The following is a 24,548-nucleotide window of genomic DNA, read 5'->3' as shown; positions in this document are numbered from 1 at the left end:
GGGCGGCGCGGCGCGTGCGCAACATGGACGCCATCGCGCCGGCAGCGCGGTAAAACGGGGCGAAATCGGGAGAAAGCGGCGGGTGGCGAAGGCGGCCCGTGGCGAACCCGGCGAAGGGCAAGCGCGCGGGCTGTGGCATCATCTCTGTGTCGCCAACCCATGGCTTCGAGAGGAGTGCGCGCCATGACCGCCTCCGCCGTGTCCGCCACAGGCATGAAAAGCGCCCGCTGCCCGCGCTGCGGGAAAAGCTTCGACTGCGGCAGGAACACCGAACCCTTCGATTGCTGGTGCAAGTCGCTGCCCGCCTTGCCTGTGAGCGAACTCGACCCGCGCGGGCGGTGCCTCTGCCCCGAATGCCTCGCGGCGGCGGCAGCTCCGGCCTTGGGAGCCGCGCCGAAGGGCAGGCGCGCTATGCCTTGACCCGCGCACCCGCTTGCGCACCGCGTTGCGAACCCCGCGCAAGCGCCGCGAGATCGGCGCTGACCTCGTCGAGCACGGGCTCCCACTGTTTGAACGTCTTTTGCCGGTACAGCCGGGTATTCGGATACCACGGGCTGTCGCTGCGATCGAGCAGCCAGACCCAATGCGGATTCACGTCGAGCAAGACCCAGGTGCGCTTGCCGAGCGCGCCCGCGAGGTGGGCGCTCGACGTGCACACGGAAATCACCAGATCGAGCGAGTCGATGAACGCCGCGGTGTCGTCGAAGGTTTTCCACTGCGCGCTGAAGTCGTCCACCTCGAAGCCGGCATGGCGTGCCGCGGCGATGTCTTCCTCTGCGCCGGGCTGCAGCGAGTAGAACGCCACGCCCTCGATGCCTGCGAAATGCCGGGCATACCGGTCGAGCCCGACGCGACGAAACGGATTGCGTTTGTGCGTGAGGCTGCCTGTCCACGCAAGCCCGACCTTCAGGCGCTTTTCGCCCGCCAGGCGTTCGCGCCAGTGCGCCGCCGCCTCGGGGGCGGCCTTGAGGTAACCGGTGGGTCCGGGGATCGTCGCTTCCTGAGTGCCGAAGATGAGCGGCAGGCTCAGCAGCGAGACTTCGCAATCGTACGGCGGCAGGTTTTCGACGGGGCCGCCCACGCTGTACAGGTCGCAATGACTGCCCAGGCTGCGCTCGAGCAGCGCACCCATCTGCGGGAACGAATTCCAGACGAGCCGGCCGCCTTCGTGATGCACGCGCTCGGCGAGCATGGGCACGTAGCGGCAGAACTGCAGCAGGTCGCCCATGCCCTGTTCGCCCCATACCAGCAACGTGCGTCCCGCGAGTGGCTCGCCGCGCCACTCAGGCTTCGGAAAGACCGGGCGGCCCGCGGCCAGCTCGCTCGCCCCGCTCCAGCGCAACTCATGTCCGGGCCAGCCTTGCGCATAGTTGCCCCTTAGAAGCTGGGTCATCGACAGGTTCACGCGTAGCGATGCGTCGTTGGGCGCATACTGGCAACCGGCGCGCGCGGCGCGTTCGGCCTCGTCCCACTGCCGGGCTTCCTTGCAGGCCATCGCGTAGTTGTTCAGGGCAAGCGGGCTCTGAGGCGCGAGTTCGAGCGCCCGTCGGCTGGCTTCGATCGAACGCGCCGGGTCGCTATCCGTTGGGAATACGCGCGCAAGGTTGATCCAGGCATTGGCGTCACCGGGCACTTCGGTGACCGTTTCTTCCAGCAGCGGCAGAATCTGGGCATCTCCAAAATTGATCTGCATCAAAGCCGTTGCAAGATTGTTGCGCAGATTTGGAAACGTACGCGCGATCGCCAGCGCGTGACGGTAAGGTTCTACCGCTTCGGCATGACGGTTTGCAAACTGCAGCGCGAGGCCCGCGGCGAACCACGCGGCGGCCCGCTCCGGCGCGAGCCGGGCGAGCGCGGTACTCACGCGCACGGCTTCTTCCGCCAAGGCGCTATCCTGTGCGCGGGCCGCGATGAGCATGAGCGTGTCGTCGTCGAAGCCACGCATCAAGGTGCGCGCGGCGGCCAGCAATTCGTGTGCGGACGCATCGGTTGCCTGCGCGGTCGCACCGGCGGCGGCCGCGTCGATGAAATCGAGAAAGAGACTGCGCACAGGTTGGAGCACGTCAGGAAGCGAGGTCTGCATGATTCGTTCTTGCTTGTCAGAAAGCGCCGACGCAAATGTCGTCGGCGGATGACATAGATTGAAGCAAACCTTTTCAAGATGATGAATCAGACAAGTCTTAACCGGTAAACTGACAGCATGCATCGCATAACCGTCAGTGCTCGTGTCAATCTCAGCCATCTGTTCTGGCTGCGCAGTCTCGCCATCATCGGCCAGCTCTGCACGATCGCGTTCGTGCAGCTCTTCATCGGCGTGCAGTTGCCGCTGCCCGCCATGCTGTTCGTGATCGCCATGGAAGTGGCGTTCAACGGCGTGACCTGGCTGCGCGTCACGCAGGATCGGCCCGAGTCGAATCTCGAGTTGTTCGGCCAGCTTTGGGTCGATCTCGGCGCGCTTTCCGCGCTGCTCTTCCTTTCCGGCGGCACGACCAATCCGTTCGTCTCGCTTTATCTGCCTTCGCTCGCCATCGCGGCCGCCGTGCTGCCGTGGTATCTGACCGCGTGGCTCGCGGCCTTTGCCGTGGCCTGCTACGTGCTGCTCGGCTTCGACAACGTGCCGCTCAATCTCGACAACCCCGCCAACCTGTTCGACTACTATCGCGCGGGCATGTGGGTGAACTTCATGGTGAGCGTGTGCCTGATCGTGTGGTTCGTCGCGCGTATGTCGCGCGCGCTGCGTCAACGTGACACAGCGCTTGGCGACGCGCAGCAGCGCCTGTTGCGCGACGAGCGCGCCGTGGCGCTGGGCGTGCAGGCCGCCACCGTGGCGCACGAGATCGGCACGCCGCTGTCGACCATCGCCATGCTCACCGAGGAACTGCGCGATGTCGCGCGCACCGACAAGGGCCTCGCGCCGTATTGCGCCGACCTCGAACTGCTCGACAAGCAGATCTCGCTTTGCACCTCGGCGCTCGCACGGCTCAGAAGCCGCGCTTCGTCCACGGGCGCGCGCCAGCTCGTGAGCGAATGGCTCGGGCCGTTCGTCGAGCAATGGCGCCTGCGCCATCCGCATGTGAAGTTCGAACTCCTCGACAATGGACCGGGCGACTTTGCGCTCGACGATACCGTCGCCGTTGGGCAGATTCTCACCATCCTGCTCGACAATGCCGCACGCGCCAGCCGCGATTTCGTGACCTTGCGCGCCTATGCGGCCGCGCGAGCCGGCTACGTCGATTTCGAAGTCTGCGATGCGGGGCCCGGCATTCCGTCATCGCTGCGCGCATCGCTTGGCGCCGCGCCTGTAGATAGCACCCAGGGCGGTCACGGCGTCGGACTGTATCTGGCGTTTTCGTCTGCGGCGCGGCTTGGCGGCTCGATCGAGCTCAACGATGTCACGTCGCCCGGCAGCGCGTCGGGCGAAGTGAGCGGCGCAGACGACGAGACGCCGGCCGGCGCCGCAACCGGCAGCGGCATGCGCACGCGCCGCGCGCGCGGCACCCGTGCGGTGCTGCGCTTGCCGGCAAAGCAGGTCAAGGCGGGTGAGGCGGGTGAGGCGGGTCAGGCGAACCCGGCAGCGGCGGCGCGAGAAGGCGCAGCGTCCGCGGGTTTGGAGATTGGATCAGGCGAGGGGCCTAGCCGGCCAGACGCCGCGTAACAACACGGAGAATTAGGCATGAGCGAAATGAGTTTTCTGGTCATCGACGACGACGAAGTGTTCTCGGACATCCTCACGCGCGGCCTCACGCGGCGCGGCTTCGAGGTGAAGCAGGCACACAATGCGGAAGAGGCGATTCGTTTCGCCAACCAGCAAAAGTTCTCGCAGATCACCGTGGACCTGCATCTCGGCAACGATTCAGGCCTGTCGCTCATCGCGCCGCTGCGCGAACTGCAGCCGGACTCGCGCATGCTCGTGCTCACGGGTTACGCGAGCATCGCCACGGCGGTGCAAGCCGTGAAGGACGGTGCGGACAACTATCTCGCCAAGCCCGCGAACGTCGAGATGATTCTCTCGGCACTCCAAAGCGATGCGAGCGCCATGCAGGCCGAAGAAGCCATCGAGCACCCCGCGCCGCTCTCGGTGGCGCGCCTCGAATGGGAGCACATCCAGCGCGTGCTGGCCGAGCACAACGGCAACATCTCGGCCACGGCGCGCGCGCTCAACATGCACCGCCGCACGCTGCAGCGCAAGCTCGCAAAGCGCCCGGTGCGCCAGTAAGCACGCCAGACGCGGCAAAAGAAAAGGGACCCCGCGGGGTCCCTTTTTCATGCGTCATGTTTCGCGCTTAGAGCACGTAGCGCGACAGGTCTTCGTCCTGCGCCACTTCGCCGAGCGCCTTGTCGACATAGGCCGCGTCGATCGTCACGCTCTTGCCCGCGTGATTGCCCGCTGCGAACGACACGTCTTCCAGCAGCTTTTCGATCACCGTGTACAGACGGCGTGCGCCGATATTCTCGGTCTTCTCGTTCACGGAGTAGGCGATCTCCGCGAGGCGGCGAATACCGTCTTCGGCGAAATCGAGCTGCACGTCCTCGGTTGCGAGCAGCGCCTGATACTGCTTGACGAGGCTCGCATCCGTCGCGACCAGAATCGCTTCGAAGTCCTTCACGGAGAGCGAGTCGAGTTCCACGCGAATCGGGAAACGGCCCTGCAGTTCGGGGATCAGATCGCTCGGCTTCGCGAGGTGGAATGCGCCACTCGCAATGAACAGGATGTGATCGGTCTTCACCATCCCGTACTTCGTGTTGATGGTCGTGCCTTCCACGAGCGGCAGCAGATCGCGCTGCACGCCCTGGCGCGAAACCTCACCGCCGCTGCCTTCGTTGTTGCGCGAGGCGATCTTGTCGATTTCGTCGAGGAACACGATGCCGTTCTGCTCGACGTTCTGCACGGCCTTGGTCTTGACCTCTTCGTCGTTGAGCATCTTCGACGCTTCTTCGTCGGTCAGGACCTTGAGCGCTTCCTTCACCTTGAGCTTGCGCCGCGTTTTCTTGCCGCCGCCGAGGTTGGCGAACATCGAGCGGATCTGCTCGGTCATGTCTTCCATGCCCGGCGGCCCCATGATGTCCATGCCCACTTGCGGCTGCTCGACATCGAGCTCGATTTCCTTGTCGTCGAGCTGGCCTTCGCGCAGGCGCTTGCGGAAGGTCTGACGTGTGGCATTGTCGCTGCCTTCGGCGTGGCTCGTTGCGTCGGACGAACCGAAGCCTACCGGACGCGCGCTCGGCAGCAAGATGTCGAGGATGCGGTCTTCGGCCTGGTCGGTGGCCTTGCTGCGCACCTTGCGCATTTCCGTTTCGCGCGTCTGCTTCACCGAAATCTCGATGAGATCGCGCACGATGCTGTCCACGTCGCGGCCCACGTAGCCCACTTCAGTGAACTTGGTCGCTTCGATCTTGATGAACGGCGCATCGGCGAGTTTCGCGAGGCGTCGCGCGATCTCGGTCTTGCCGACGCCCGTCGGCCCGATCATGAGGATGTTCTTCGGCGTGATTTCCTGGCGCAGCGGGTCGGCGACCTGCTGGCGGCGCCAGCGGTTGCGCAGCGCGACGGCCACGGCCTTCTTCGCGTTCGCCTGGCCGATGATGTGCTTGTCGAGTTCCGAGACGATCTCGGCGGGGGTCATGGTGCTCATCCTGATTCCTTCTCGTCTGTCCGGCGGTTTCGCGAGTTATTCGATGGTTTCGATCACGCGGTTGTGATTCGTGTAGATACACATGTCGCCCGCGATTTCGAGCGATTTTTCGACGATCTCGCGCGGCGAGAGTTCGGTGTTGTCCACGAGCGCGCGTGCCGCGGCCTGCGCATACGCGCCGCCCGAGCCGATCGCGCAGATGCCTTCTTCGGGGTCGAGCACGTCGCCGTTGCCGGTGATCACGAGCGTCGTGGTCGCGTCGGCGGCGATCAGCATGGCTTCGAGGCGGCGCAGCATGCGGTCGGTGCGCCAGTCTTTGGCGAGTTCGACAGCGGCGCGCGTGAGGTTGCCCTGATGCTTTTCGAGCTTGGCTTCGAAGCGGTCGAGCAGCGAGAACGCGTCGGCGGTGCCGCCGGCGAAGCCGACCATCACCTTGCCGCCGTAAATGCGCCGGACCTTCTTCGCGCCACCCTTCATGACGATGTTGCCGAGCGTGACCTGGCCGTCGCCGCCGAGCGCGACCTTGTCGCCGCGCCGCACGGATACGATCGTCGTGCCGTGAAATTGCTCCATGTGCGTTCCTTTTTACCGTTGATGCCGGGTTGGATGCGTAGGTGGAATGCCTGCCGCTTTCGGTGGGCGCAGCGGCGCTCGCGCGTTTTACATGCATCGGGGCGCCACTGCCCTGAATCCGGGTGCGTCGCGCGCCTTGAACGCGCCGCGAGCGCATATCACCTGGAGTTTAGGGCGGCGCTGGGCATATCAAGGGCCGCGGGTGCAGAAAACGGCGCGGTGGCCTTGTGTGCAACGGCGCGGGCACGCACGCGCAACGGGCGGCGACGGCCGAAGAAAAACGCGCGCGCAAAAGAAAAAAGCGCACGGGGCTCCGTGCGCTTCGACAGGGAAGGCAAGTCGCTAGCCGCGCAAGCAGCGCTTCGCGGCCAGAAAAAAGCTCAATCGCCGAACAGCTTCTGGCGCAGTTCGCGCCGCTCCTGCGCTTCGAGCGAGAGCGTGGCGGTCGGGCGCGCGAGCAGACGCGGGATGCCGATCGGCTCGCCCGTTTCTTCGCACCAGCCGTAGTCGCCGGAATCGATGCGCGCGAGCGATTGCTGCACCTTCTTGAGCAGCTTGCGTTCGCGGTCGCGCGTGCGCAGCTCGAGCGCATGCTCTTCTTCGATCGTCGCGCGGTCGGCCGGATCGGGAACGATCACGGTTTCGCGCAGATTCTCAGTGGTCTGGCCCGCATTGCGGAGGATTTCCGCCTGCAGCTGTTCGAGCCGGTTCTTGAAGAAGGCGAGCTGATCCTCGTTCATGTAATCCTTGTCGCTCATCTTCAGGATTTCGGCTTCGGTCAAGAGTCGTTTCGTCGTCATCTGGCTTGCTTCTTCAATGAGTGAGGCAAAACTGGCACATCTTGCCTGCACTTTTGTGTTGCCCGCAGTGGCCGCGGTGGCCGTTACCAACCTTTACCACTTTGCCAGGCGCAGTTACCGCGCCGTTATTGCGCGCTGGCGGGCACGGACGATGAACTGTCGTGACGCCCGAAGCGCCGCTGCGGGGCCGAACTCCTCTGGAAACCGGTCTTCAGATGCTCCTGAGGCATATATCGTACCGACTGCGCGCTGCGACGCGATGCGCTGCCGGCGGGGCGTCCCTCGGCTGAAAACCGGGGCACCTCTCTTCCAGTGGGGCCGTATTGTAACCGAACCGCAAACTTGCGCCGCAAGCGGGAAATCCCTGCAGTGGCCCGCCTGTCACCAGGCCGTTTGCGGACCGGTCGATATCCAGAAAATATAACGCGCCAATCGTGAAAAAGCGATGGTCGGGTACGTTATTTGGCGCACGAAGCGGGAAGAGATCGTTGCGCAGGCCGCAGACGCAGCGCTAGCGCCACGTTGCGGCGCGCAAAATCCAGACGAAAACGCCCGGCTGTGGGCCGGGCGTATCTGAAAAAGCCTGGAAAACGGGAAGATTCCGTCAGGCGAGGCAGGCGTCGAGCCCGTCGGTGATGAGGTCCTGCGGCAGCTCGATGCCGATGAACACCATCTTGCTGCTTTTCTTCTCAATCGGCAGCCACTTGGCGGCCAGGTCGCTGCCCATCATCTGGTGCACACCCTGGAACACCACCTTGCGGTCCACGCCCTTCATGTAGAGCACGCCCTTGTAGCGCAGGAGGCGCTCGCCGTAGATCTGCAGGATGCCGCCGAGGAAGTCCTCCAGGCGGTTCGGATCGAACGGGCGGTCGCTGCGGTAGACGAACGACTTGATCTTGTCGTCGTGGTGCGCGTGATGGTGGTGGCCGTGGTCGTGGCCTTCGTGGCTGCACTGGCCGTGATCGTGGTCGCAGTCGGCGTGATCGTGATCATGCGCGTGATCATGCGCGTGCGCGTGACCGTGGTCGTGATCGTCTTCGGCGAGGAAGTCCGGGTCGATTTCGAGCTTGGCGTTCAGGTTGAAGCCGCGCAGGTCGAACACCTCCTTGATGTCGGCTTCGCCGAAATTCACCTGGCGGATCTGCGCCTTCGGGTTCATGTGCAGCACACGATGACGCAGGTCGGCGAGTTCCTGTTCGTCGACGAGGTCGGCCTTCGTGATGAACAGGCGGTCGGCGAAACCGACCTGGCGCTGCACCACTTCGTGTTCGTCGAGCTGATGGTTGCCGTGCTTGGCATCCACGAGCGTGATGATCGCGTCGAGCAGGAATTCGTCGGCGATCTCGTTGTCCATGAAGAACGTCTGCGCGACCGGGCCCGGATTCGCGAGACCGGTGGTTTCGATCACCACACGGTCGAAGTCCAGCTTGCCGTCGCGCTTTTGCTGCGCGAGGTCGCCGAGCACGCGCGAGAGATCGCCGCGGATCGTGCAGCAGATGCAGCCGTTGCTCATCTGGATGATCTGCTCGTTGCTGTCCTGCACGAGGATTTCGTTGTCGATGTTCTCTTCGCCGAACTCGTTCTCGATCACGGCGATCTTCATGCCGTGCTTCTCGTTCAGGATGCGCTTGAGCAGCGTGGTTTTGCCGCTGCCGAGAAAGCCGGTCAGGATGGTGACGGGAATCATGCTGGTTGCCATGCTGTCTGCCTGGTAGGTGTTCGGGGGTACGTTCGGGCGCGCCGCTTCATGCTGTCGCGGCCTTCGAGTGTTACAACATAACTTCCTATTGAAACATATCTGCGCCGCGCCCGCATGCGGCGGCCGGGTGCGAGACCGGCGAGCGCCATTCGGGGCGGGAACAGACCGTGAAAGAGGCGCTGCGGCGCGCCGCCGAAAGGGCTCAAATAAGGCCGCTTCAGGCGATTTGCAACAGCAGGCCCTTCAGATATTCGCCTTCCGGAAACGCCGTGAGCAGCGGGTGATCCACGCCGGCGCCCAGGCGCTTGAGGATGCGCGCGTCCACTCGGGCGTCGGCGGCGGCGCCCGCCACGATCTTCTGGAACAGCGCCGAATCGATCGCGCCCGAGCACGAATAGGTGAACAACAGACCGCCTGGACGCAGCAGCTTGAAACCCGTGAGATTGATGTCCTTGTAGGCGCGCGCGGCGCGGTCCACGTGCTCGCGCGAGGCCGCGAACTTGGGCGGATCGAGCACCACGAGATCGAAGCGCTCGCCTTCGTCGTAGAGGCGGCGCAGCGTCTTGAAGGCGTCGGCGTCGAGCCAGGTGGCGAGCGCCGCATCGAAGCCGTTCGCCTCGACGTTTTTCTGCGCCGTGGTGAGCGCTTCGCCCGACGAGTCGATCGACACCACGCGTTTTGCGCTGCCCTTCATGGCCGCGAGCGAGAAGCCGCCGGTATAGCAGAAGCAGTTGAGCACCTCGCGCTCGCGCGCGTAGGTCTGCACGAGCGCGCGGTTGTCGCGCTGGTCCACGTAGAAGCCGGTCTTGTGGCCGTTGCGCACGTCCACGTGATAGCGCACGCCGTTCTCGCTCGTGATGATCGTTTCAGGCGGCTCGCTGCCGGCGAGCAGGCCGGTGATCTGTTCGAGCCCTTCCTTTTCGCGGATCGATACGTCCGAGCGCTCGTACACGTTCGGGCAGCCCGTTGCCGAGGTGAGCGCCGCCACGATCGCTTCCTTCCACGCCTCGACGCCCGCCGCCATGAACTGGCACACGAGCTGGCCGCGGCCTTCGCCAGCGTCTTCGATGTAGTAGTCGACGATCAGCCCCGGCAGGCCGTCGGCCTCGCCGAAGATGAGGCGCACCGCGCCCGTGCCGCTCACCATTGCGCGGCGGTCGGCCACGGCGCGCTGCACGCGGCGCTTGAAGAACGCATGGTCGATCGGCTCGTTTTCGTCGAAGCTCCACACGCGTGCGCGGATCTGCGAATGCGGGCTGTAGGCGGCGCGCCCGAGAAAGCGGCCGTCGGCCGCGCGCACGATGACGGTCGCGCCGGGCGCGGGCTTGCCTTCCACGCGCTCGATCGCGTTCGCGTAGACCCACGGATGGCGGCGCAGCAGGGATTTTTCTTTGGACGGCTTGAGGGTGACGATATTCATGATGGCTTCAATGCTGGGTGACGGAGCATGCGCCGCGTGGCGTTGCAAGCCACGTGGCGCGAACTCCGACGCGCTTTAATCGCGCTTCTTGGCGCGCGGATGCGCGGTGTCGTAGACCTTCGCGAGGTGCTGAAAGTCGAGCGACGTGTAGACCTGGGTGGCCGCGATGCTCGCGTGGCCGAGCAGTTCCTGCACGGCGCGCAGGTCGCCGCTCGACTGCAGCAGATGCGTGGCGAACGAGTGGCGCAGCACGTGAGGGTGCACGTTCGCCGGAATGCCCGCCGCGATGGCGGCGCGCTTCACGCGCTCGCGCACCACGCCCGGCGCCATGCGGTTGCCGCGCACGGAGAGAAAGAGCGGGGCGTCGTCGTGCTTCACGAAGGCGCTGCGGGCGGCGAGCCAGGCGTCGAGCGCGTCGAGCGCCTTGCGCCCGACCGGCACCATGCGGTGGCGGTTGCCCTTGCCGAGCACTTCGACTTCGGCGGCGTCGCGCTTGAGCCAACCCGCCGATTCGTAGCCGTCGCGCTTCACGTAATGCACATCGAGCCCCACGAGTTCCGCGAGACGCAGCCCCGACGAGTAAAACAGCTCGAGCATGGCGCGGTCGCGCAACGCCTCGGGGCCGCCTGCTTCCACGCCGGCGATGGCGGGCGCTTCCATGAGATGCGTGGCATCGTCGACGGAAAGCGCCTTCGGCAGCGTTTTGGCGCGTTTGGGCGCACGCACGGCGGCCACGGGATTGGCGTCGATTTCGATGCGGCCCGCGAGCCAGCGATAGAAGGCGCGCCAGGCCGACAACCGGTGCGCGATGGAGCGCGCCGAAAGGCCGCCCGCATGCGCGCGCGCCACCGCGCCGCGCACTTGCGCGGGCGTGACCGATTCGAGCGGCTTGCCGCCCGCGAGCTTCTTCAGCTCGTCGAGTTCATGCGTGTAGCCGCGCAGCGTGTGCTCCGAGAGCCGCCGCTCGTGTTCGAGCATCGCGAGGTAGTCGGCGATCGGATCGGTCGGGTTCACGTTGGGCGGCCTGGATGAGCGTCAGTGCGGCAGCAGGCGCGAGAGCGCCGCGCTCGCGAGTGCGCCGATCTGCGTGAGAAAGTCCGTAGCCATGCCGTCGTGGAAGCGGCGCGGGTCGGGCGAGCCCATCACCAGCAGGCCGAAGGCTTCGCCCGCTGGCGCATCGTTCGAGGCAACGGCGGGTACGCGCAGCGCGATGATCGCGACCGATTCAGCGGTGCCGTCGGTCGAGTCGAGCCATTGCGCGGCCTCGAAGCCGGTGTTCGCGCCGCAGTACGGCGTTTCGAGGCTGTTCGCGAAGATGCGCACTTCCTCGCCGGTCTGGCGCGCGAAATCGGCCTGCCCGTAGGCCTCCGCCACGTCCCACAGGCGCAGCGCGGCTTGCGGCATGTCGAACACGTCGCGCAGATTCTGCGTGATGGAGCGCGGCAGCGCGTGCGGGTCGCGCTCGGCGATCATGCGCGTGGTCCAGCGGTTGAACTTCGCGGCGATCGAATCGTTCTCGTGGCCGTAGCGCAGCAGTTCCGAAAGACGGCGCTCGAGATGCTTGTTCTTCTCGCGCAGCATTTCCATCTGGCGTTCCTGCAGCGAAACGGCAGCCTTGCCGTGCGGATTGCCTAGCTTGATCGTCGCGAGCAGTTCGGCGTGCTCAACGAAAAAATCGGGGTGGGCGAGCAGATAGTCGGCAACTTCGCGATCGTTCATGTTGTGGACGCGTTGTAGTTGTAAGGCGCGCACGGTGGCGCGCAGTCTGTCATGCGTTTGAGTTTTCGTGCGGCGCGACGTTCTCTCATTACGTGCGCCGCAAGGCCCGAAGCGAGCCGAATTCGGCCCGAAGCGCGCTAGTCGGCCAGCTCGATCTCGCCTTCGAACACGGTGGCGGCCGGGCCCGCCATGGTGAGCGCGGCGGATTCGTCGCGCGCGCCGTCCCAGGCGATGGTCAGCATGCCGCCATGCGTATGCACCTTCACGGGCGAGTCGAGCAGCCCGCGGCGAATGCCCGCCGCGACGGCCGCGCACGCGCCCGTGCCGCACGCGAGCGTTTCGCCTGCGCCGCGCTCGAATACGCGCAGCTTCACTTCGTTGCGCGAAACGATCTGCATGAAACCGGCGTTCACCTTGTTCGGGAAACGCGCGTGCGTTTCGATGGCCGCGCCTTCGGCCTTCACCGGGTACGCTTCGACGTCGTCGACAACCTGCACCGCGTGCGGGTTGCCCATCGAGACGACCGACACCCAGCGCCGCGCACCATTCACGTCGAGCGGCCAGAGCGTGTCGTTGCCTTCGCGGCGGCCTTCCAGGCCGTTCGCGTTGAACGGCACGAGCGCGGGTTCGAACTCGGGACGATCCATATCGACGACGACTTCACCGTTTTCCTGCACGACGAGCGTGATCGTGCCCTTCTGCACCTGCACTCGCACACGCTTCGAATCAGTGAGCTTGCGGTCGCGCACGAATTTCACGAAGCAGCGCGCGCCGTTGCCGCAGTGCTCGACCTCGCCGCCGTCGCAATTGAAGATGCGATAGCGGAAGTCCACGCCTTCCACGGTCGGCTTCTCGACGATCAGCAACTGGTCCGCGCCGATGCCGAAGTGGCGGTCGGCGAGCGCGCGCACACGCTCGGGCGTGAGCGCGAGGTCCTGGCTGTAGCCGTCGAGCACGACGAAGTCGTTGCCCGCGCCGTGCATCTTGGTGAATTTGAGTTTCATGCCGTTATTGTAAGCGAGGCCCGGGCGAAAACCCGGGCCTCGAGCGTGGGCGCAACGTTCAGCGCATCGTTCAGCTGTAGACGCTGGGTTCGCCCGGCGGCCGCGTCTTGAAGCGCTTGTGGACCCAGTAATACTGCTCGGGAATGCGCGGAATCTGTTCTTCGAGGAAAGCGTTCATGCGGCGCGCGTCGAGATCGTCGTCGCCGGTTGGATAATTTTCCCAAGGTTTGAACACTTTCAGCCGATAACCCTTGTAATTGGGCAACACCTCGCCGATGAACGGTACGACCTGCGCATGACCCACCTTCGCCAAACGCCCGACCGCCGTGAGTGTGCACGCCGGCACGCCGAAGAAGGGTACGAACGTGGAGTTGCGCATGCCGTAGTCCATATCGGCGCCGAGCATCACGGGCTTCTTGTCGCGCAGCCAGCGCAGCACGGCGCGCGCGCTGTCCGCGCGGCTGACCATTTCCGCGCCGAAACGGCTGCGTCCCGCCTTCGCCGCGGCTTCGAACTCGGGGTTCGAGAACGGCTGGTAGAGCGAGCCGCAGGGCCGGTGCAGCGAGTAGTTGAGGAACATGGAGCCCGCCTCGATGCCCACGAAATGCAAGCCGAGGAAGAGCGTGGGCGGCAGGTTCGGATCGGTGAGATCGATCTCGCTGTCGAGCTCGACGATCTTCTCGAGCTTCTTCGCCGACGCGAACCATTGCACGCTGCGCTCCATGTAGCTGCGAATGGCGTGACGGAAGTGCTGCCCCGCCACTTCCTCGCGCTTTTCGTCGCTCCACTCGGGAAAGCACAAGCGCAGATTCGTATGAACAACGCGCTTGCGGCGGCTCGGAATCTTGTAGAGCAGCCAGCCGAGGCCGTCGCCCAGACGCGCGACAAAGCCATAGGGCAGGATCGCGAACAGCTTGAGCAAGCCGATGGCGAAACGGGAGCCGAGTTTGCCTAGCATGCGTGAACTCCGCTGCAAGGCTTGCAAACGATGAGGAAGGAAACGAACGGCACGCGGGAGTACCCTGCGACAATTTAAGGAAGTCGCTATAATAAGGGCTTCGCCGAGTTAATAGACAACTTGCGGGGCGAAGCCGGATGCCAGTCAATGACTGAGTCACTGACAGCAACCGGGCAGCAATTCCGCTAAAGCGTCGCCGCTTCAAAGCTCCCGAAGCTGGCTACGTGAACTCAACCGTCACCAGCTACAAGGAGCCTGACACGTGGCAAACGACTATTTCTTCACCTCCGAATCCGTCTCCGAAGGCCATCCGGACAAGGTCGCCGACCAGATCTCGGACGCGATCCTCGACGCCATCCTCACGCAAGACAAGTACTCGCGCGTTGCAGCGGAAACGCTGTGCAACACGGGTCTCGTCGTGCTCGCCGGTGAAATCACCACCACGGCCAACGTCGACTACATTCAGGTCGCGCGCGACACGATCAAGCGCATCGGTTACGACAACACCGACTACGGCATCGACTACCGCGGCTGCGCGGTGCTCGTCGCTTACGACAAGCAGTCGCCGGACATCGCCCAGGGCGTGGACCGCGCGCACGACAACAACCTCGACCAGGGCGCCGGCGACCAGGGCCTGATGTTCGGCTATGCGTGCGACGAAACGCCCGAGCTGATGCCGCTGCCGATCCACCTTTCGCACCGTCTGGTCGAGCGCCAGTCGAACCTGCGCCGCGACGGCCGTCTGCCCTGGCTGCGTCCGGACGCGAAGTCGCAGGTCACGATCCGCTACGTCGACGGCAAGCCGCACGCCATCGACACGGTCGTTCTCTCCACGCAGCACTCGCCGGACATCGACCTCGGCACGCTGCGCGAAGCCGTGATCGAAGAAGTCATCAAGCCGGTGCTGCCGTCCGAACTCATCAAGGGCGACATCAAGTTCCTCGTGAATCCGACCGGTCGCTTCGTGATCGGCGGCCCGCAGGGCGATTGCGGCCTCACGGGCCGCAAGATCATCGTCGACACGTACGGCGGCGCAGCCCCGCACGGCGGCGGCGCATTCTCGGGCAAGGATCCGTCGAAGGTGGACCGTTCGGCCGCCTACGCAGGCCGTTACGTCGCGAAGAACATCGTGGCCGCCGGCCTCGCGTCGCGCTGCCTGATCCAGGTTTCGTACGCGATCGGCGTGGCTGAGCCGACTTCGGTCATGGTCAACACGTTCGGCACCGGCAAGGTGTCGGATGCGACCATCACGAAGCTCGTGCGCGAGCACTTCGACCTGCGTCCGAAGGGCATCATCCAGATGCTCGACCTGCTGCGCCCGATCTACGAAAAGACCGCCGCTTATGGCCACTTCGGCCGCGAAGAGCCGGAATTCTCGTGGGAAGCGACCGACCGCGCACTCGCGCTGGCCGAAGCCGCCGGCACGGAGCCGGTGAGCGCAGCCATCGCGTAAGCATTCGCAAGGTGGCATCGCGCTGGCCGGCGGCAACGCCGGTCAAGCGCGATGCGGTGCCGAAAAAAACCCCGCAGGGCGCAAGCCCGTGCGGGGTTTTTGTTTTTTGCGGTGCCTGCTGCGAACCGCGCAGCGTGGGCCTGGCGCGGGTCTTAGCGCATGGCGAAGCCGAACCAGCCCGTGCTGCTCGCGCCCATGCGGCGCGGCTTGCGCGTGCTGCGCGCCACATGCACCGTGGTGGGCGCGGCGAGCGTGCGCAGCGGCGCGTTCGGGCGATAGAGCAGCGTGCGCAGCGAGAAGTGGCGCGAGCCCGAGCGCATGCGCAGTACGGCGAAGAACGAGTGGAACCAGGTGCGCATGCCGTCGACGGGCTTCGTCTCCCGAACCTGTTGTGCGAGCGCGCGGGTGCGCGCGGCGTGGTGTCGCAGTGCACGCACCAGATGACGGCGGGCCGGGCGGGCCGCTTTCAGGGCGGTGTGGGCGGCGTGAGACATGCGTTGAGTATCGAAGAGGGTATGCATGGCGGTTGAGCAATCGGGTTCGAGGTGCGCCTCGCGCGACGCTTTGCGTCGAGCAGCAAACGTGCCTGTCTTCCAGGGCATCACGAATTGGGTGGACGGGAGACGGGCCGCATGGCGCGGCGTGGGACGCGAAGCGACGGATTCTTCTGTTGGAGCGCCTTGTGCGGCAAGGCGTTCACGGCGATCGGTCGATGCGAAGAGAATTCGGCAATGTAAAACAACATGCGCAACAGGCTACACGCGAATCATGACTGCAGAAAGTCGGTTAATACCCGGCCCTGCGCGCCTTTGATGCACACGATCCCACCCTTAGTCCTCATCGCGGTGCGCGCGCGCCATTCGCGTGCGGCTCCATCGACGCGACGCATGGAGCCACCTCGTGTGACAGCGTGGTCCTTCCGGCCGTGCCGGCACGCTTTACAATCGAAGCGTCGGCGCGCGCCGACGCCTCAGCCTCTTCGTTTCGCGGCATCGTGTAACGAAGCCACGAACGCAGGCTGCGGCCCTTGCTCGCATCGAGATCGCATAACGGAAGTCCCATGTCAGTCCAGTCAAAGAAAGAACAGGTGCAGGCGCTGCGCGAGCGCGGCTTCGTGGTCGTGCCGGGGCTCGTCTCGCCCGAGCGCTGCGAGGCGATCAAGCAGGTTGCGCAGGAGCAGTTGCAGGCGGCTGCCGCGCCGCTCGAATTCGAAGCCGATTTGCGCTACCCGGGCGCGCCCGAATCGAAGGACGCCCCGGGCGGCCATACGGTGCGGCGCCTGCTCGACGCCTACTCGCGCCACGCGCTGTATCGCGAATGGGCCACGTCGCCGGAAATCGCGGGGTGGATGGAGTTGTATTTCGGCGAGGAGCCGGTCCTCTCGTGCGCGCATCACAACTGCATGATGACGAAGCACCCGCACTACGGCAGCCTCACGGGCTGGCACCGCGACGTGCGCTACTGGTCGTTCGAGCGCGACGACCTCGTTTCGGTCTGGCTCGCGCTCGGGCCGGAGAAGATGGAAAACGGCGGCCTGTGGTTCGTGCCGGGCTCGCACGAGGCGCCGTTCACCTCGGAGCGCTTCGACGCCGCGAAATTCTTCCGCGCCGACCTGCCCGAGAACCAGGCGTGGATCGACCGCGCGATCGCCCCGACGCTCGCCGCCGGCGACGTGGTTTTCTTTCACTGCAACACGCTGCATTCGGCGGGGCAGAACCAGAGCGATCAGGTGAAGTTTTCGCTCGTGTACACGTACCACGGCGCGAGCAACGTGCCGCTGCCGGGCACGCGCTCGGCGGCCAAGCCCGAGGTGAAGTTCTGAGTAAAGTTCCGGGCCGGCGCTGCGTGGCGTTCGCCTAGCGCCGGCGCCCCGACATCGTGAGGCCGGTGATGCCCGCGAGCGTTGCCGCGATGCCGCCCCCGATCAGGAGGATCGTGCGGTTGGTGGGCGCGCCGGTGAAGAGACGCGACATGTCGTTCGCGAACGAATGGAGCGACTGGCCGCCGAAGTACAACAGGACGACGCCACAGGCGATAAGCGCGATCGAAATCGCTTTGGCCATGAACAACCTCTCGCAAAGGATGGACGCCGCAGTGTAGGCGAGCGGCCGCGGCGCGTCCAGGGTACGGTTTATCTGGCAGCCCGGCGTGCGCGCTCGCCTACCTTACATCGCCTTTCCCGCATAGTGGGCATCTGCACGGCTCGGGCGGATTGGCTAACATAGCTGCCTCACGCGAGCAGCACGCCCCACAGCGCGCCCGCGCCCATCCCTTCGCTCACTACCCGTTTTCGCCGAGGATCACCATGGCTTACGAAGCAGCCTCAGAACGCTATTCGGACATGCAGTACCGCTTTTGCGGCAAGTCGGGGCTCAAGCTGCCCGCACTTTCGCTCGGTCTGTGGCACAACTTCGGCGATACCACGCCGATCTCGACCCAACGCGACATCCTGCGCACCGCGTTCGATCTCGGCATCACGCACTTCGACCTCGCGAACAACTACGGCCCGCCGTACGGCAGCGCCGAAACGAACTTCGGCCGCATTTTCAAGGACGATTTCCGTCCGTACCGCGACGAGTTGCTGATCTCGTCGAAGGCAGGCTGGGACATGTGGCCGGGCCCGTACGGCCAGGGCGGCGGCTCGCGCAAGTACGTGCTCGCGAGCCTCGACCAGAGCCTGCAGCGCATGGGCCTCGACTACGTCGACATCTTCTATTCGCATCGTTTCGACGTGGAAACGCCGCTCGAGGAAACGGCTGGCGCGCTGGCGACGGCCGTGCAGCAGGGCAAGGCGCTGTATGTCGGCATCTCGTCGTATTCGCCCGCCAAGACGCGCGAAATGGCGAAGCTGCTCGCCGAATACAAGGTGCCGCTGCTCATTCACCAGCCGTCGTACAACATGCTCAACCGCTGGGTCGAGGAAGAACTGCTCGACACGCTCGAGGACCTCGGCACGGGCAGCATCGCGTTCACGCCGCTCGCGCAGGGCGTGCTCACGAACAAGTACCTGAACGGCGTGCCCGAAGACGCGCGCGTGAACCGCCCGGGAGGCGGCTCGCTTAAGAGCGAGCATCTGAGCACCCAGAACATCGAGCACGTGCGCAAGCTCAACGACCTCGCGCTGCGCCGCGGCCAGAGCCTCGCGCAAATGGCGATTGCCTGGACGCTGCGCGGCGGCCGCGTGACCTCGGCGCTGATCGGCGCGAGCCGCGCGGAGCAGGTGCGCGAGAACGTTGCCGCGTTGAAGAACCTGGAGTTTTCGAAGGAAGAACTCGCGGAAATCGACCGCTATGCGACCGAAGGCGGCGTGAACCTGTGGGAGAAGCCGTCGACTGATCAGCACATCTGAACGGCACGCTTCCCGGCACAACGAACCGCCTCCTTGCGAGGCGGTTTTTTATGCGCGAAAGATCGGCAAAGTGCGTGCGGCGGCAGCGAGGCGCGCCATTCTTCGGTTTGTCATGTGGCCCTGCTAACGTCGCGGCAGCCTTTGCCGCGAGGAATTTCCATGGAGTCCTTGAGCGCCGAATCCGAAGCGCTTTCCCCCACCGCCACGCGCACCGAACCCGCCGGGCGGCCCGAACGTGCGATGCGCCCGCCGCAGCCCGCAACGTCGGCTCGCGCAAATGCCGCAATACTTGCGTTCGCGTTCACAGCGCTGTGCTACGAACTCGTGGGCTTGCCGCTTTTGCTGGACGCGGCAGGCGGCCCGACGTTCGCCCTGCTGGCAACGCTTGCGCCCGTCGTGCTCGCCACGCCGATCCATTGGGGGCTCATCCACGAAGGCATACACGGACAACTTTCGCGCGACCGGCGCGTGAACGAGTGGCTCGCGCGCGTGCTCGCGATCGGCCTGGCGATGCCGTTCGACGCCGTGCGTTTCGGACACCTGATGCATCACCGCTTCACACGTGAGCCGTTCGACCGCCCCGATGTGCTCGACCAGCATGACGCGAGCGGCCCGCGCTGGCGTCGCCGTGTTTCGTACTATGCGCGGTTGATGGGCGGCCTGTACGCGGCCGAATTGCTGCTGCCGCTGCTGGCTTTCATGCCCGTGCGCCTCGCACGCGCCATCATCGAGCGTGGCGTGGGGGCGCACGGACGCGAAGGCGTGCAGGTGCAGCGGCTCTTCGCGAACCACGCCGCCGATCCCGTGAGGCGCAGCCGCGCGCGGCGCGACTGGCTCGCCTCGCTCGCGCTGTACGCCGCTTCGTTCGCGCTGTACGGCAAGGCTTGGCCCGTGCTGCTCGCGGCGATGTACCTGCGTGGACTGTGGCTATCGGTAGCCGATAACCTGCCGCACTACGGCGTCGCGCTCGACGAACCGGGCCGCGCGCGGGATTTCCGTGTGCCGCGCGTTCTGGGCGTGCTGCTCATGAATCATCACCTGCATCGCCAGCATCATCTGCATCCGACGCTGCCGTGGACGGCGCTGCCCGCAATCGCGCACGCCGAAGAGGCCGCAGGCGCGGCGGCGCGGGCGGACTATCTTGCCGCCGCGTTGCGTCAGTTCAAGGGATTGCAGCCGGGCGTCGATCCCGGCTGAGGTGGAGGGTGCGAGCGAATGGCGCGCGTGCGCGCAAACCGCGGCGCGTTGCGCCGCGAGGTGCCGCTTCGTCAATTTGCGCCGGCTACATCAGCGCCGGCAGCGTCTCGACAAGCGCAACGGCTGCGAGCACGCCGATCAGCGCGCCGATCACGCGTAGCGTGTTGTGTCTGAATTCCGTCGCGCACGGCACCGCGCCAAGAAAGAGCGCGCCAGCGAGGGCCATCGGGATGATCATCACGAAATCGCCAATCGTGAAATAACCTTCCATGCTCGTCTCCTTATCGTATGGGCGACGCGGGCGCGCAATGGTTGTCGTTCTCGTTGCCATGCCAATGGCATGACGTTGCGGCCCCGGGCCTGAAATCGAGTATAGGTGAGGGCGGCGAGCGCGGCGGCGCGTGTGTGTGCCGTGACGCGCATCGTGAAGCGCATGTCGCGCCGCAAAAGCCCGCCAGAAGCGGCGTTGCGCTGCGGTGCGATGCGCGCGGGGCGCAATTCGCCAGTCGTCTAAATATTACGGACGCCTTTCGATTGCCGCGGCGCGCGGCGCACAACGATGCAAGTGCGCACGTTGTGTTCCGCGCCGGGCGATATCGCGAACTCAGGCCGCCCCAGTGCGTTCGCGTGCCCGCAACCTGAGCGCCAGCGCGAGCCCCACGACCAGCAGCACGATCACGAGGCCGGCGACGCCGGCCCAGCCCGCCGCAGTCCAGAAGTGCCCGCCGATGGAACCCATTACGCTCGAGCCGACGTAATAGGCCAGCAGGTACAGCGCGGCGGCCTGGCCCTTCGCTTCGCGCGCGAGCCGTCCAACCCAGCCGCTCGCCACCGCATGCCCGGCGAAGAAGCCAATGGTCAGGCACGCGATGCCGGCTGCAATGGCCGCGAGCGGCGCGAACAGCGTGAGCACGACGCCCGTGAGCATCAGCGCGAGACTGGCGACCAGCACGCGGCCGCGCCCGAAGGTGTCGGCCATGCGGCCCGACCACGGCGAGGCGACCACGCCGGTCAGGTAGACAAGGAAAATCGCGCCGATCGCTGCCTGACTCATGCGATAGGGCGGCGCGATCAGCCGGTAGCCGATGTAGTTGTAGAGCGTGACGAAGCTGCCCATCAGCACGAAGCCCATGGCGAACAGCATGGGCAGCTCCGGCCGCGCGAAATGGCGCAGCAGCGCCGAGCGATGATGCGTCAAGCCGAGGCCGCTCTTCGGCACGAAGTGTCGCGAGGGCGGCAGGAGCGAGCGGAACGCCAACATGGAAGCGAGCCCGAGCACGCCGATCACGGCGACTGCCGCACGCCAGCCGAACAGGTCGGTGACGATGCCCGTGATCACGCGCCCCGCCATCCCGCCGATGGCCGTGCCGCCCACGTAAAGGCCCATCGAAAGGCCGAGGCCGTCCGGGTGCATTTCTTCGGCGAGCCAGGCCATGGCCACGGCGGGCACGCCACCGAGCGCAATGCCCTGCAGCGTGCGCAGCACGAGTAGCTGATGCCAGTGCGGCACGAAGGCGGTGGCGAGCGTGAGCAGCGACGACGCGCACAGCGACGCGGTCATCATGCCGCGCCGGCTCCAGCCTTCGGAGACAAAGCCCGCAATGAAGATCGCGATGGCGAGCGCCGCCGTGGTGAACGAGAGCGAGAGGCTGCTCTGCGCGGGGCTCACGCCGAAGGTTTCGGAGAACGCAGGCAGCAGCGGCTGCACGCAGTAGAGAAGCGAAAAAGTGGCGTAGCCGGCGAACAGAAGCGCGAGGCTCGCGCGCCAGAATTCGGGGGTGCCGCGTTCGATGTACGGAACGGCGGAGGGCGCGGAATTGCGCGAGGCGCCCGGTGATGCAGTCACGAGTGAATCTCCAGCAATATTACAAAGGCGCAACGATACGCCTGTTGGGCGATCAGCGTGGTCGAGCGCCGCAGGAGAGGCGGCGCCGGCGGCTTAGCCCGGCGAGCGGGCGGCGCCTGGCTGCGCGCCGCGAGCGGCGCTTGGCGCGCTCGCCGAAGCGCCTTGTGGCCCGCTGGCGGGCTGCGCTTTTTGCAAGTCGTCCGGATGCACGAGCGCCGCATCGCTGGGCAGATCCGCCGCGCTCCAGCCGCCGCCCAGCGCCTTCACGAGCGCGACGCTCGCCGCCATGCGCCGGCGCGAGATCGCCACGGCCTGGCGTTCGTTGTTGAGCGCCGTGGTTTGCGCGACGACCACGTCGAGGTACGTAATCGCACCGCCGAGATAGCGATTGTTGATGGTGACGAGCGTGCGCTGCGCGGCGTCCACCGCGCGGTCCTGGGCCGTCGCCTCCTGCTCCAGCACGCGCAGCGCCGCGAGGTTGTCCTCGACGTCGCCAAAGGCGTCGAGCACCGTTTGGCGGTACTGCGCCACGTTCTCGTCGTACTGGGCGCGCGCTTCGTTGCGCACGGCCTCGCGCCCGCCGAAGTCGATCAGCGTGCCCGCGAGCGTCGGTCCGAGCGACCAGAAGCGCGCGGGCGCGACGAGCCACTGGCTGAAGTTGGTGGCCTCCAGGCCGCCCGTGACCGCGAGCATGAGGGTCGGGAAGAACGCCGCCGTCGCCACGCCCACTTGCGCGTTCGCGGCGGCCACGCGGCGCTCGGCAGCGGCAATGTCGGGGCGCCGTTCGAGCAGCGTGGATGGCACGCCCGGCGGGCTCGTGATCGCGCGCACCGTGTAGGCCTCCTTCGGTGCGACGGCGAGCGTGAACGTGGAAGGCGACTGCCCGATGAGAATCGCGATGGCATGTTCGAGCTGCGCGCGCTGCACGCCGAGATCGATCGCCTGCGCCTCGGTGGTCTGCAGCTGCGTTTGCGCCTGGCCCACGTCCGCGTCGGTGGCGATGCCGCCTGCGTAGCGATGCTGCGTCAGTTCGAGCGATTCGCGATAAGCCTGGATCGTGTCGTCGAGCAATTGCCGTTCGCGGTCGAGGCCGCGCAGCTCGAAGTAATCGGTCGCGAGTTCGGCCTGCATGGAGAGCAGCACGGCCTGCATGTCGGCAGCGCTTGCCTGTGCATTCGCCTTCGCGGCCTCGACGTTGCGCGCGACGCGGCCCCAGATATCGGGCTCCCATGTGGCGTCGATGCCGACGGCGTAATCGTTGATCGTTTGACCGGCCTTCGACGTGTACAGGACGTTCTGCGAGGTGCGGTAGCGCGAATAGTCGCCGCTCGCCGTCACGAGCGGAAAATAGCTCGAGCGCTGCTGCGCCACGTTCGCGCGCGCCGCGCGAAAGTGCGCCTGTGCGGCTTGCACGTTCTGGTTCGCGCTCTCGACCTGGGCTTCGAACTTGTCGAGCGTGGGGTCCTCGTAGATCGTCCACCACGCGCCGCGCGGCACGTTGTCGGCAGGCTGCGCAATCGTCCAGCCCGTGCCTTCGAGCTCCTTGAACGTCGCGGCCAAGGGCATGCTGGGGCGTACGTAGTCGGGCCCGACCGTGCAGGCGCCGAGCGCCCCGAGCAGGGCCAACGCGAGAAGTCGAACGCGTGCGCGCCTCATCATTCGCCCTGCGCCTGCGTGTTGCTACCCGCACCGCTCGCGCCATGCGCCGCACCTGCCTCGTGCTGCGGCTGCACGATGCGCACGGGCGTGCCGTCGACGATCGCGTCCTGCGGATTGACGATCACGCGCTCGTCTCCCGCGAGCCCCGCGGCCACAGCGACGCGGGTGCCGAAGTCGGTGCCGAGCGTGACCTTCACCAGCTTCACGCGGTTTTGCGCGTCGACGGTCGCCACCTTCACGCCGTCCGGGCGGAACAGGAAGGCGTTGCCGGGCAGTGTCATCGGCGTGCCCGAGCCGTCGAGCGCGAAGTGCACCTGCGCATACGCGCCGGGCAGCAGTTCGCCGCTGCGGTTGTCCACATCGACTTCCACGAGCATCGTGCGCTGCTGCGTATCGACCGCGCCCGCCGTGCGCGCGACGATGCCAGGGAAGGGCTTGCCCTGTTCCTCGTTGAGCGTGAGATACGCATGCTGCTGCACGCGGATCTGCTGCGCGTAAGCCTGCGGCACGTTCGCGTACACGCGCAGCCGGTCGGCCTGCGCGAGATGAAACAGCTCTTTCTGCGAGCTGCCGCCGTTGCCCGCGTCGATGAGCGCGCCCACGTCCACGTTGCGCGCGGTGACGATGCCGTCGAAGGGCGCCGTCACGCGTTCGTACGACTGCAGTTGCGAGAGCCGCGAGACGTTGAAGCGCGCGGAATCGAGCGTGGCCTTTTTCGCGAGCATGTCGCCGACTTTTTCGTCGGCGTCCTGTTTCGCCACCGAGCGCGTTTGCAGCATCTGCGTCCAGCGGTCGGCCGTGGTTTTCGCGAGCGCGTAATTGGCTTCGGCGTTGGCGAGATCGGCGCGCGCGGCACGCAGCTGGTCATCCACTTCGGGTGCGTCGATTTCGGCGAGCAACTGGCCCGCCTTCACGTGCGCGCCGATGTCGAAGTACCACTTGCGCAGATAGCCATTGGTGCGCGCGTAGATCGGCGTGTCGAGAAACGCCTGCACGTTGCCGGGCAACACGAGGTCGAGCGCGCGCGCCGAGCGCTGTGGCGTGACCACCTGCACGGAAAGCGTGCTCGCGGTTTTCGCGTCGCGCTCGAGCGCCGCATGCGCGCTATGGCGCGACCAGATGCCTTGCGCCGCGAGCCCGATCACGATGAGCGCAGCGAGCACGATGGGCCAGCGCCGTGCTTTATGCGGGCTATGCGGCGCTTGCGGCGGAGGCGTTTGCGAATGATTCGTCATGAC

At 65.9% G+C, this 24,548-nt stretch carries 23 protein-coding genes; 7 read left to right on the top strand and 16 right to left on the bottom strand.

Annotated elements, in window-relative coordinates:
* Positions 1-183 precede the first annotated feature (183 nt).
* A complete protein-coding gene (locus tag U5A52_RS43280) occupies positions 184-420 on the top strand; it encodes a cysteine-rich CWC family protein (RefSeq protein WP_415764966.1) in 237 nt (78 codons plus the stop codon).
* Here the strand turns inward: U5A52_RS43280 and U5A52_RS08065 are convergent.
* Positions 410-2,083, bottom strand: coding sequence for a hypothetical protein (locus U5A52_RS08065; RefSeq protein ID WP_321934445.1), 1,674 nt, complete (start codon positions 2,081-2,083; stop codon positions 410-412). The two genes, U5A52_RS43280 and U5A52_RS08065, sit on opposite strands and share 11 nt — an antisense overlap.
* A 117-nt stretch (positions 2,084-2,200) precedes the next feature.
* On the opposite strand from U5A52_RS08065, the gene U5A52_RS08060 reads away from it, so the two are divergent.
* Both U5A52_RS08060 and U5A52_RS08055 read left to right on the top strand, forming a co-directional pair.
* Positions 2,201-3,655: an ATP-binding protein gene (locus U5A52_RS08060; protein ID WP_415773635.1), complete on the top strand. Its 1,455-nt coding sequence runs from the start codon at positions 2,201-2,203 to the stop codon at positions 3,653-3,655.
* An 18-nt stretch (positions 3,656-3,673) separates the two neighbouring features.
* Positions 3,674-4,216 carry a response regulator transcription factor gene (locus U5A52_RS08055; protein WP_321907348.1) on the top strand — a complete coding sequence of 181 codons (543 nt, stop codon included), beginning with the start codon at positions 3,674-3,676 and terminating at the stop codon, positions 4,214-4,216.
* Positions 4,217-4,283: 67 nt separating this feature from the next.
* Here the strand turns inward: U5A52_RS08055 and hslU are convergent, their stop codons facing one another.
* From hslU to U5A52_RS08010, 9 genes are all read right to left on the bottom strand, one after another.
* Positions 4,284-5,633 carry an ATP-dependent protease ATPase subunit HslU gene (hslU, locus tag U5A52_RS08050; protein WP_321907350.1) on the bottom strand — a complete coding sequence of 450 codons (1,350 nt, stop codon included), beginning with the start codon at positions 5,631-5,633 and terminating at the stop codon, positions 4,284-4,286.
* Between the two features lie 36 nt (positions 5,634-5,669).
* Positions 5,670-6,206, bottom strand: a complete 537-nt coding sequence (gene hslV, locus U5A52_RS08045; RefSeq protein ID WP_321907352.1) for an ATP-dependent protease subunit HslV — start codon at positions 6,204-6,206, stop codon at positions 5,670-5,672.
* A gap of 380 nt (positions 6,207-6,586) precedes the next feature.
* The gene (gene dksA, locus U5A52_RS08040; protein WP_028203189.1) at positions 6,587-7,006 is read right to left on the bottom strand and encodes an RNA polymerase-binding protein DksA; all 420 of its coding nucleotides are present in this window, start codon (positions 7,004-7,006) and stop codon (positions 6,587-6,589) included.
* Between the two features lie 604 nt (positions 7,007-7,610).
* Positions 7,611-8,693, bottom strand: coding sequence for a GTP-binding protein (locus U5A52_RS08035; protein WP_321934519.1), 1,083 nt, complete (start codon positions 8,691-8,693; stop codon positions 7,611-7,613).
* 229 nt (positions 8,694-8,922) lie between these two features.
* Positions 8,923-10,125 (bottom strand): class I SAM-dependent rRNA methyltransferase, encoded by a 1,203-nt coding sequence (locus U5A52_RS08030; protein WP_321934444.1) that lies wholly within the window; start codon positions 10,123-10,125, stop codon positions 8,923-8,925.
* A 75-nt stretch (positions 10,126-10,200) separates the two neighbouring features.
* On the bottom strand, positions 10,201-11,103 hold the full coding sequence (xerC, locus tag U5A52_RS08025; protein WP_321907808.1) for a tyrosine recombinase XerC: 903 nt from the start codon (positions 11,101-11,103) through the stop codon (positions 10,201-10,203).
* A gap of 57 nt (positions 11,104-11,160) precedes the next feature.
* On the bottom strand, positions 11,161-11,844 hold the full coding sequence (locus tag U5A52_RS08020) for a DUF484 family protein (RefSeq protein WP_321907356.1): 684 nt from the start codon (positions 11,842-11,844) through the stop codon (positions 11,161-11,163).
* 137 nt (positions 11,845-11,981) lie between these two features.
* Positions 11,982-12,848, bottom strand: coding sequence for a diaminopimelate epimerase (gene dapF / locus U5A52_RS08015; RefSeq protein WP_321907358.1), 867 nt, complete (start codon positions 12,846-12,848; stop codon positions 11,982-11,984).
* A gap of 70 nt (positions 12,849-12,918) precedes the next feature.
* On the bottom strand, positions 12,919-13,806 hold the full coding sequence (locus U5A52_RS08010; RefSeq protein ID WP_321907360.1) for a lipid A biosynthesis lauroyl acyltransferase: 888 nt from the start codon (positions 13,804-13,806) through the stop codon (positions 12,919-12,921).
* A gap of 262 nt (positions 13,807-14,068) precedes the next feature.
* On the opposite strand from U5A52_RS08010, the gene metK reads away from it, so the two are divergent.
* Positions 14,069-15,259 carry a methionine adenosyltransferase gene (gene metK / locus U5A52_RS08005; RefSeq protein WP_321907362.1) on the top strand — a complete coding sequence of 397 codons (1,191 nt, stop codon included), beginning with the start codon at positions 14,069-14,071 and terminating at the stop codon, positions 15,257-15,259.
* 152 nt (positions 15,260-15,411) lie between these two features.
* Here the strand turns inward: metK and U5A52_RS08000 are convergent, their stop codons facing one another.
* Positions 15,412-15,780 carry a hypothetical protein gene (locus tag U5A52_RS08000; RefSeq protein ID WP_321907364.1) on the bottom strand — a complete coding sequence of 123 codons (369 nt, stop codon included), beginning with the start codon at positions 15,778-15,780 and terminating at the stop codon, positions 15,412-15,414.
* A gap of 539 nt (positions 15,781-16,319) precedes the next feature.
* Between U5A52_RS08000 and U5A52_RS07995 the strand changes: the two genes are divergently transcribed.
* Complete coding sequence (locus tag U5A52_RS07995; protein ID WP_321907365.1) at positions 16,320-17,081, top strand: phytanoyl-CoA dioxygenase family protein; 762 nt, start codon at positions 16,320-16,322, stop codon at positions 17,079-17,081.
* Positions 17,082-17,115: 34 nt separating this feature from the next.
* On the opposite strand, the gene U5A52_RS07990 is transcribed toward U5A52_RS07995, so the two are convergent.
* Positions 17,116-17,322, bottom strand: coding sequence for a DUF3185 family protein (locus U5A52_RS07990; protein ID WP_201698297.1), 207 nt, complete (start codon positions 17,320-17,322; stop codon positions 17,116-17,118).
* Between the two features lie 242 nt (positions 17,323-17,564).
* On the opposite strand from U5A52_RS07990, the gene mgrA reads away from it, so the two are divergent.
* Positions 17,565-18,608 carry an L-glyceraldehyde 3-phosphate reductase gene (gene mgrA, locus U5A52_RS07985; RefSeq protein WP_321907368.1) on the top strand — a complete coding sequence of 348 codons (1,044 nt, stop codon included), beginning with the start codon at positions 17,565-17,567 and terminating at the stop codon, positions 18,606-18,608.
* A gap of 159 nt (positions 18,609-18,767) precedes the next feature.
* Positions 18,768-19,805, top strand: a complete 1,038-nt coding sequence (locus tag U5A52_RS07980) for a fatty acid desaturase family protein (RefSeq protein ID WP_321934443.1) — start codon at positions 18,768-18,770, stop codon at positions 19,803-19,805.
* 85 nt (positions 19,806-19,890) lie between these two features.
* Here U5A52_RS07980 and U5A52_RS07975 read toward each other — a convergent pair whose 3' ends face one another.
* From U5A52_RS07975 to U5A52_RS07960, 4 genes are all read right to left on the bottom strand, one after another.
* On the bottom strand, positions 19,891-20,076 hold the full coding sequence (locus U5A52_RS07975; protein ID WP_028203177.1) for a hypothetical protein: 186 nt from the start codon (positions 20,074-20,076) through the stop codon (positions 19,891-19,893).
* 333 nt (positions 20,077-20,409) lie between these two features.
* Positions 20,410-21,651 (bottom strand): MFS transporter, encoded by a 1,242-nt coding sequence (locus U5A52_RS07970; RefSeq protein WP_321934442.1) that lies wholly within the window; start codon positions 21,649-21,651, stop codon positions 20,410-20,412.
* Between the two features lie 93 nt (positions 21,652-21,744).
* Positions 21,745-23,310 carry an efflux transporter outer membrane subunit gene (locus tag U5A52_RS07965; protein WP_321934441.1) on the bottom strand — a complete coding sequence of 522 codons (1,566 nt, stop codon included), beginning with the start codon at positions 23,308-23,310 and terminating at the stop codon, positions 21,745-21,747.
* Positions 23,307-24,545 (bottom strand): efflux RND transporter periplasmic adaptor subunit, encoded by a 1,239-nt coding sequence (locus U5A52_RS07960; protein ID WP_321934440.1) that lies wholly within the window; start codon positions 24,543-24,545, stop codon positions 23,307-23,309. The genes U5A52_RS07965 and U5A52_RS07960 overlap by 4 nt, the downstream gene beginning before the upstream one ends.
* Positions 24,546-24,548 lie beyond the last annotated feature (3 nt).

Origin of the sequence: Paraburkholderia sp. J8-2, from assembly GCF_905220195.1 — a bacterium.
Classification (GTDB): Bacteria; Pseudomonadota; Gammaproteobacteria; order Burkholderiales; family Burkholderiaceae; genus Paraburkholderia.
Note: the sequence above shows the minus strand (reverse complement) of the source record. Positions and strands in the feature narration are given on the sequence as shown.

What these genes read in the sequence shown, in the direction of transcription:
- U5A52_RS43280 (WP_415764966.1), top strand. Translation starts at nt 184, where the DNA reads ATGACCGCCTCCGCCGTGTCCGCCACAGGCATGAAAAGCGCCCGCTGC.
- U5A52_RS08065 (WP_321934445.1), bottom strand. Translation starts at nt 2,083, where the DNA reads ATGCAGACCTCGCTTCCTGACGTGCTCCAACCTGTGCGCAGTCTCTTT.
- U5A52_RS08060 (WP_415773635.1), top strand. Translation starts at nt 2,201, where the DNA reads ATGCATCGCATAACCGTCAGTGCTCGTGTCAATCTCAGCCATCTGTTC.
- U5A52_RS08055 (WP_321907348.1), top strand. Translation starts at nt 3,674, where the DNA reads ATGAGCGAAATGAGTTTTCTGGTCATCGACGACGACGAAGTGTTCTCG.
- hslU (WP_321907350.1), bottom strand. Translation starts at nt 5,633, where the DNA reads ATGAGCACCATGACCCCCGCCGAGATCGTCTCGGAACTCGACAAGCAC.
- hslV (WP_321907352.1), bottom strand. Translation starts at nt 6,206, where the DNA reads ATGGAGCAATTTCACGGCACGACGATCGTATCCGTGCGGCGCGGCGAC.
- dksA (WP_028203189.1), bottom strand. Translation starts at nt 7,006, where the DNA reads ATGACGACGAAACGACTCTTGACCGAAGCCGAAATCCTGAAGATGAGC.
- U5A52_RS08035 (WP_321934519.1), bottom strand. Translation starts at nt 8,693, where the DNA reads ATGATTCCCGTCACCATCCTGACCGGCTTTCTCGGCAGCGGCAAAACC.
- U5A52_RS08030 (WP_321934444.1), bottom strand. Translation starts at nt 10,125, where the DNA reads ATGAATATCGTCACCCTCAAGCCGTCCAAAGAAAAATCCCTGCTGCGC.
- xerC (WP_321907808.1), bottom strand. Translation starts at nt 11,103, where the DNA reads ATGCTCGAACACGAGCGGCGGCTCTCGGAGCACACGCTGCGCGGCTAC.
- U5A52_RS08020 (WP_321907356.1), bottom strand. Translation starts at nt 11,844, where the DNA reads ATGAACGATCGCGAAGTTGCCGACTATCTGCTCGCCCACCCCGATTTT.
- dapF (WP_321907358.1), bottom strand. Translation starts at nt 12,848, where the DNA reads ATGAAACTCAAATTCACCAAGATGCACGGCGCGGGCAACGACTTCGTC.
- U5A52_RS08010 (WP_321907360.1), bottom strand. Translation starts at nt 13,806, where the DNA reads ATGCTAGGCAAACTCGGCTCCCGTTTCGCCATCGGCTTGCTCAAGCTG.
- U5A52_RS08000 (WP_321907364.1), bottom strand. Translation starts at nt 15,780, where the DNA reads ATGCATACCCTCTTCGATACTCAACGCATGTCTCACGCCGCCCACACC.
- U5A52_RS07995 (WP_321907365.1), top strand. Translation starts at nt 16,320, where the DNA reads ATGTCAGTCCAGTCAAAGAAAGAACAGGTGCAGGCGCTGCGCGAGCGC.
- U5A52_RS07990 (WP_201698297.1), bottom strand. Translation starts at nt 17,322, where the DNA reads ATGGCCAAAGCGATTTCGATCGCGCTTATCGCCTGTGGCGTCGTCCTG.
- mgrA (WP_321907368.1), top strand. Translation starts at nt 17,565, where the DNA reads ATGGCTTACGAAGCAGCCTCAGAACGCTATTCGGACATGCAGTACCGC.
- U5A52_RS07980 (WP_321934443.1), top strand. Translation starts at nt 18,768, where the DNA reads ATGGAGTCCTTGAGCGCCGAATCCGAAGCGCTTTCCCCCACCGCCACG.
- U5A52_RS07975 (WP_028203177.1), bottom strand. Translation starts at nt 20,076, where the DNA reads ATGGAAGGTTATTTCACGATTGGCGATTTCGTGATGATCATCCCGATG.
- U5A52_RS07965 (WP_321934441.1), bottom strand. Translation starts at nt 23,310, where the DNA reads ATGATGAGGCGCGCACGCGTTCGACTTCTCGCGTTGGCCCTGCTCGGG.
- U5A52_RS07960 (WP_321934440.1), bottom strand. Translation starts at nt 24,545, where the DNA reads ATGACGAATCATTCGCAAACGCCTCCGCCGCAAGCGCCGCATAGCCCG.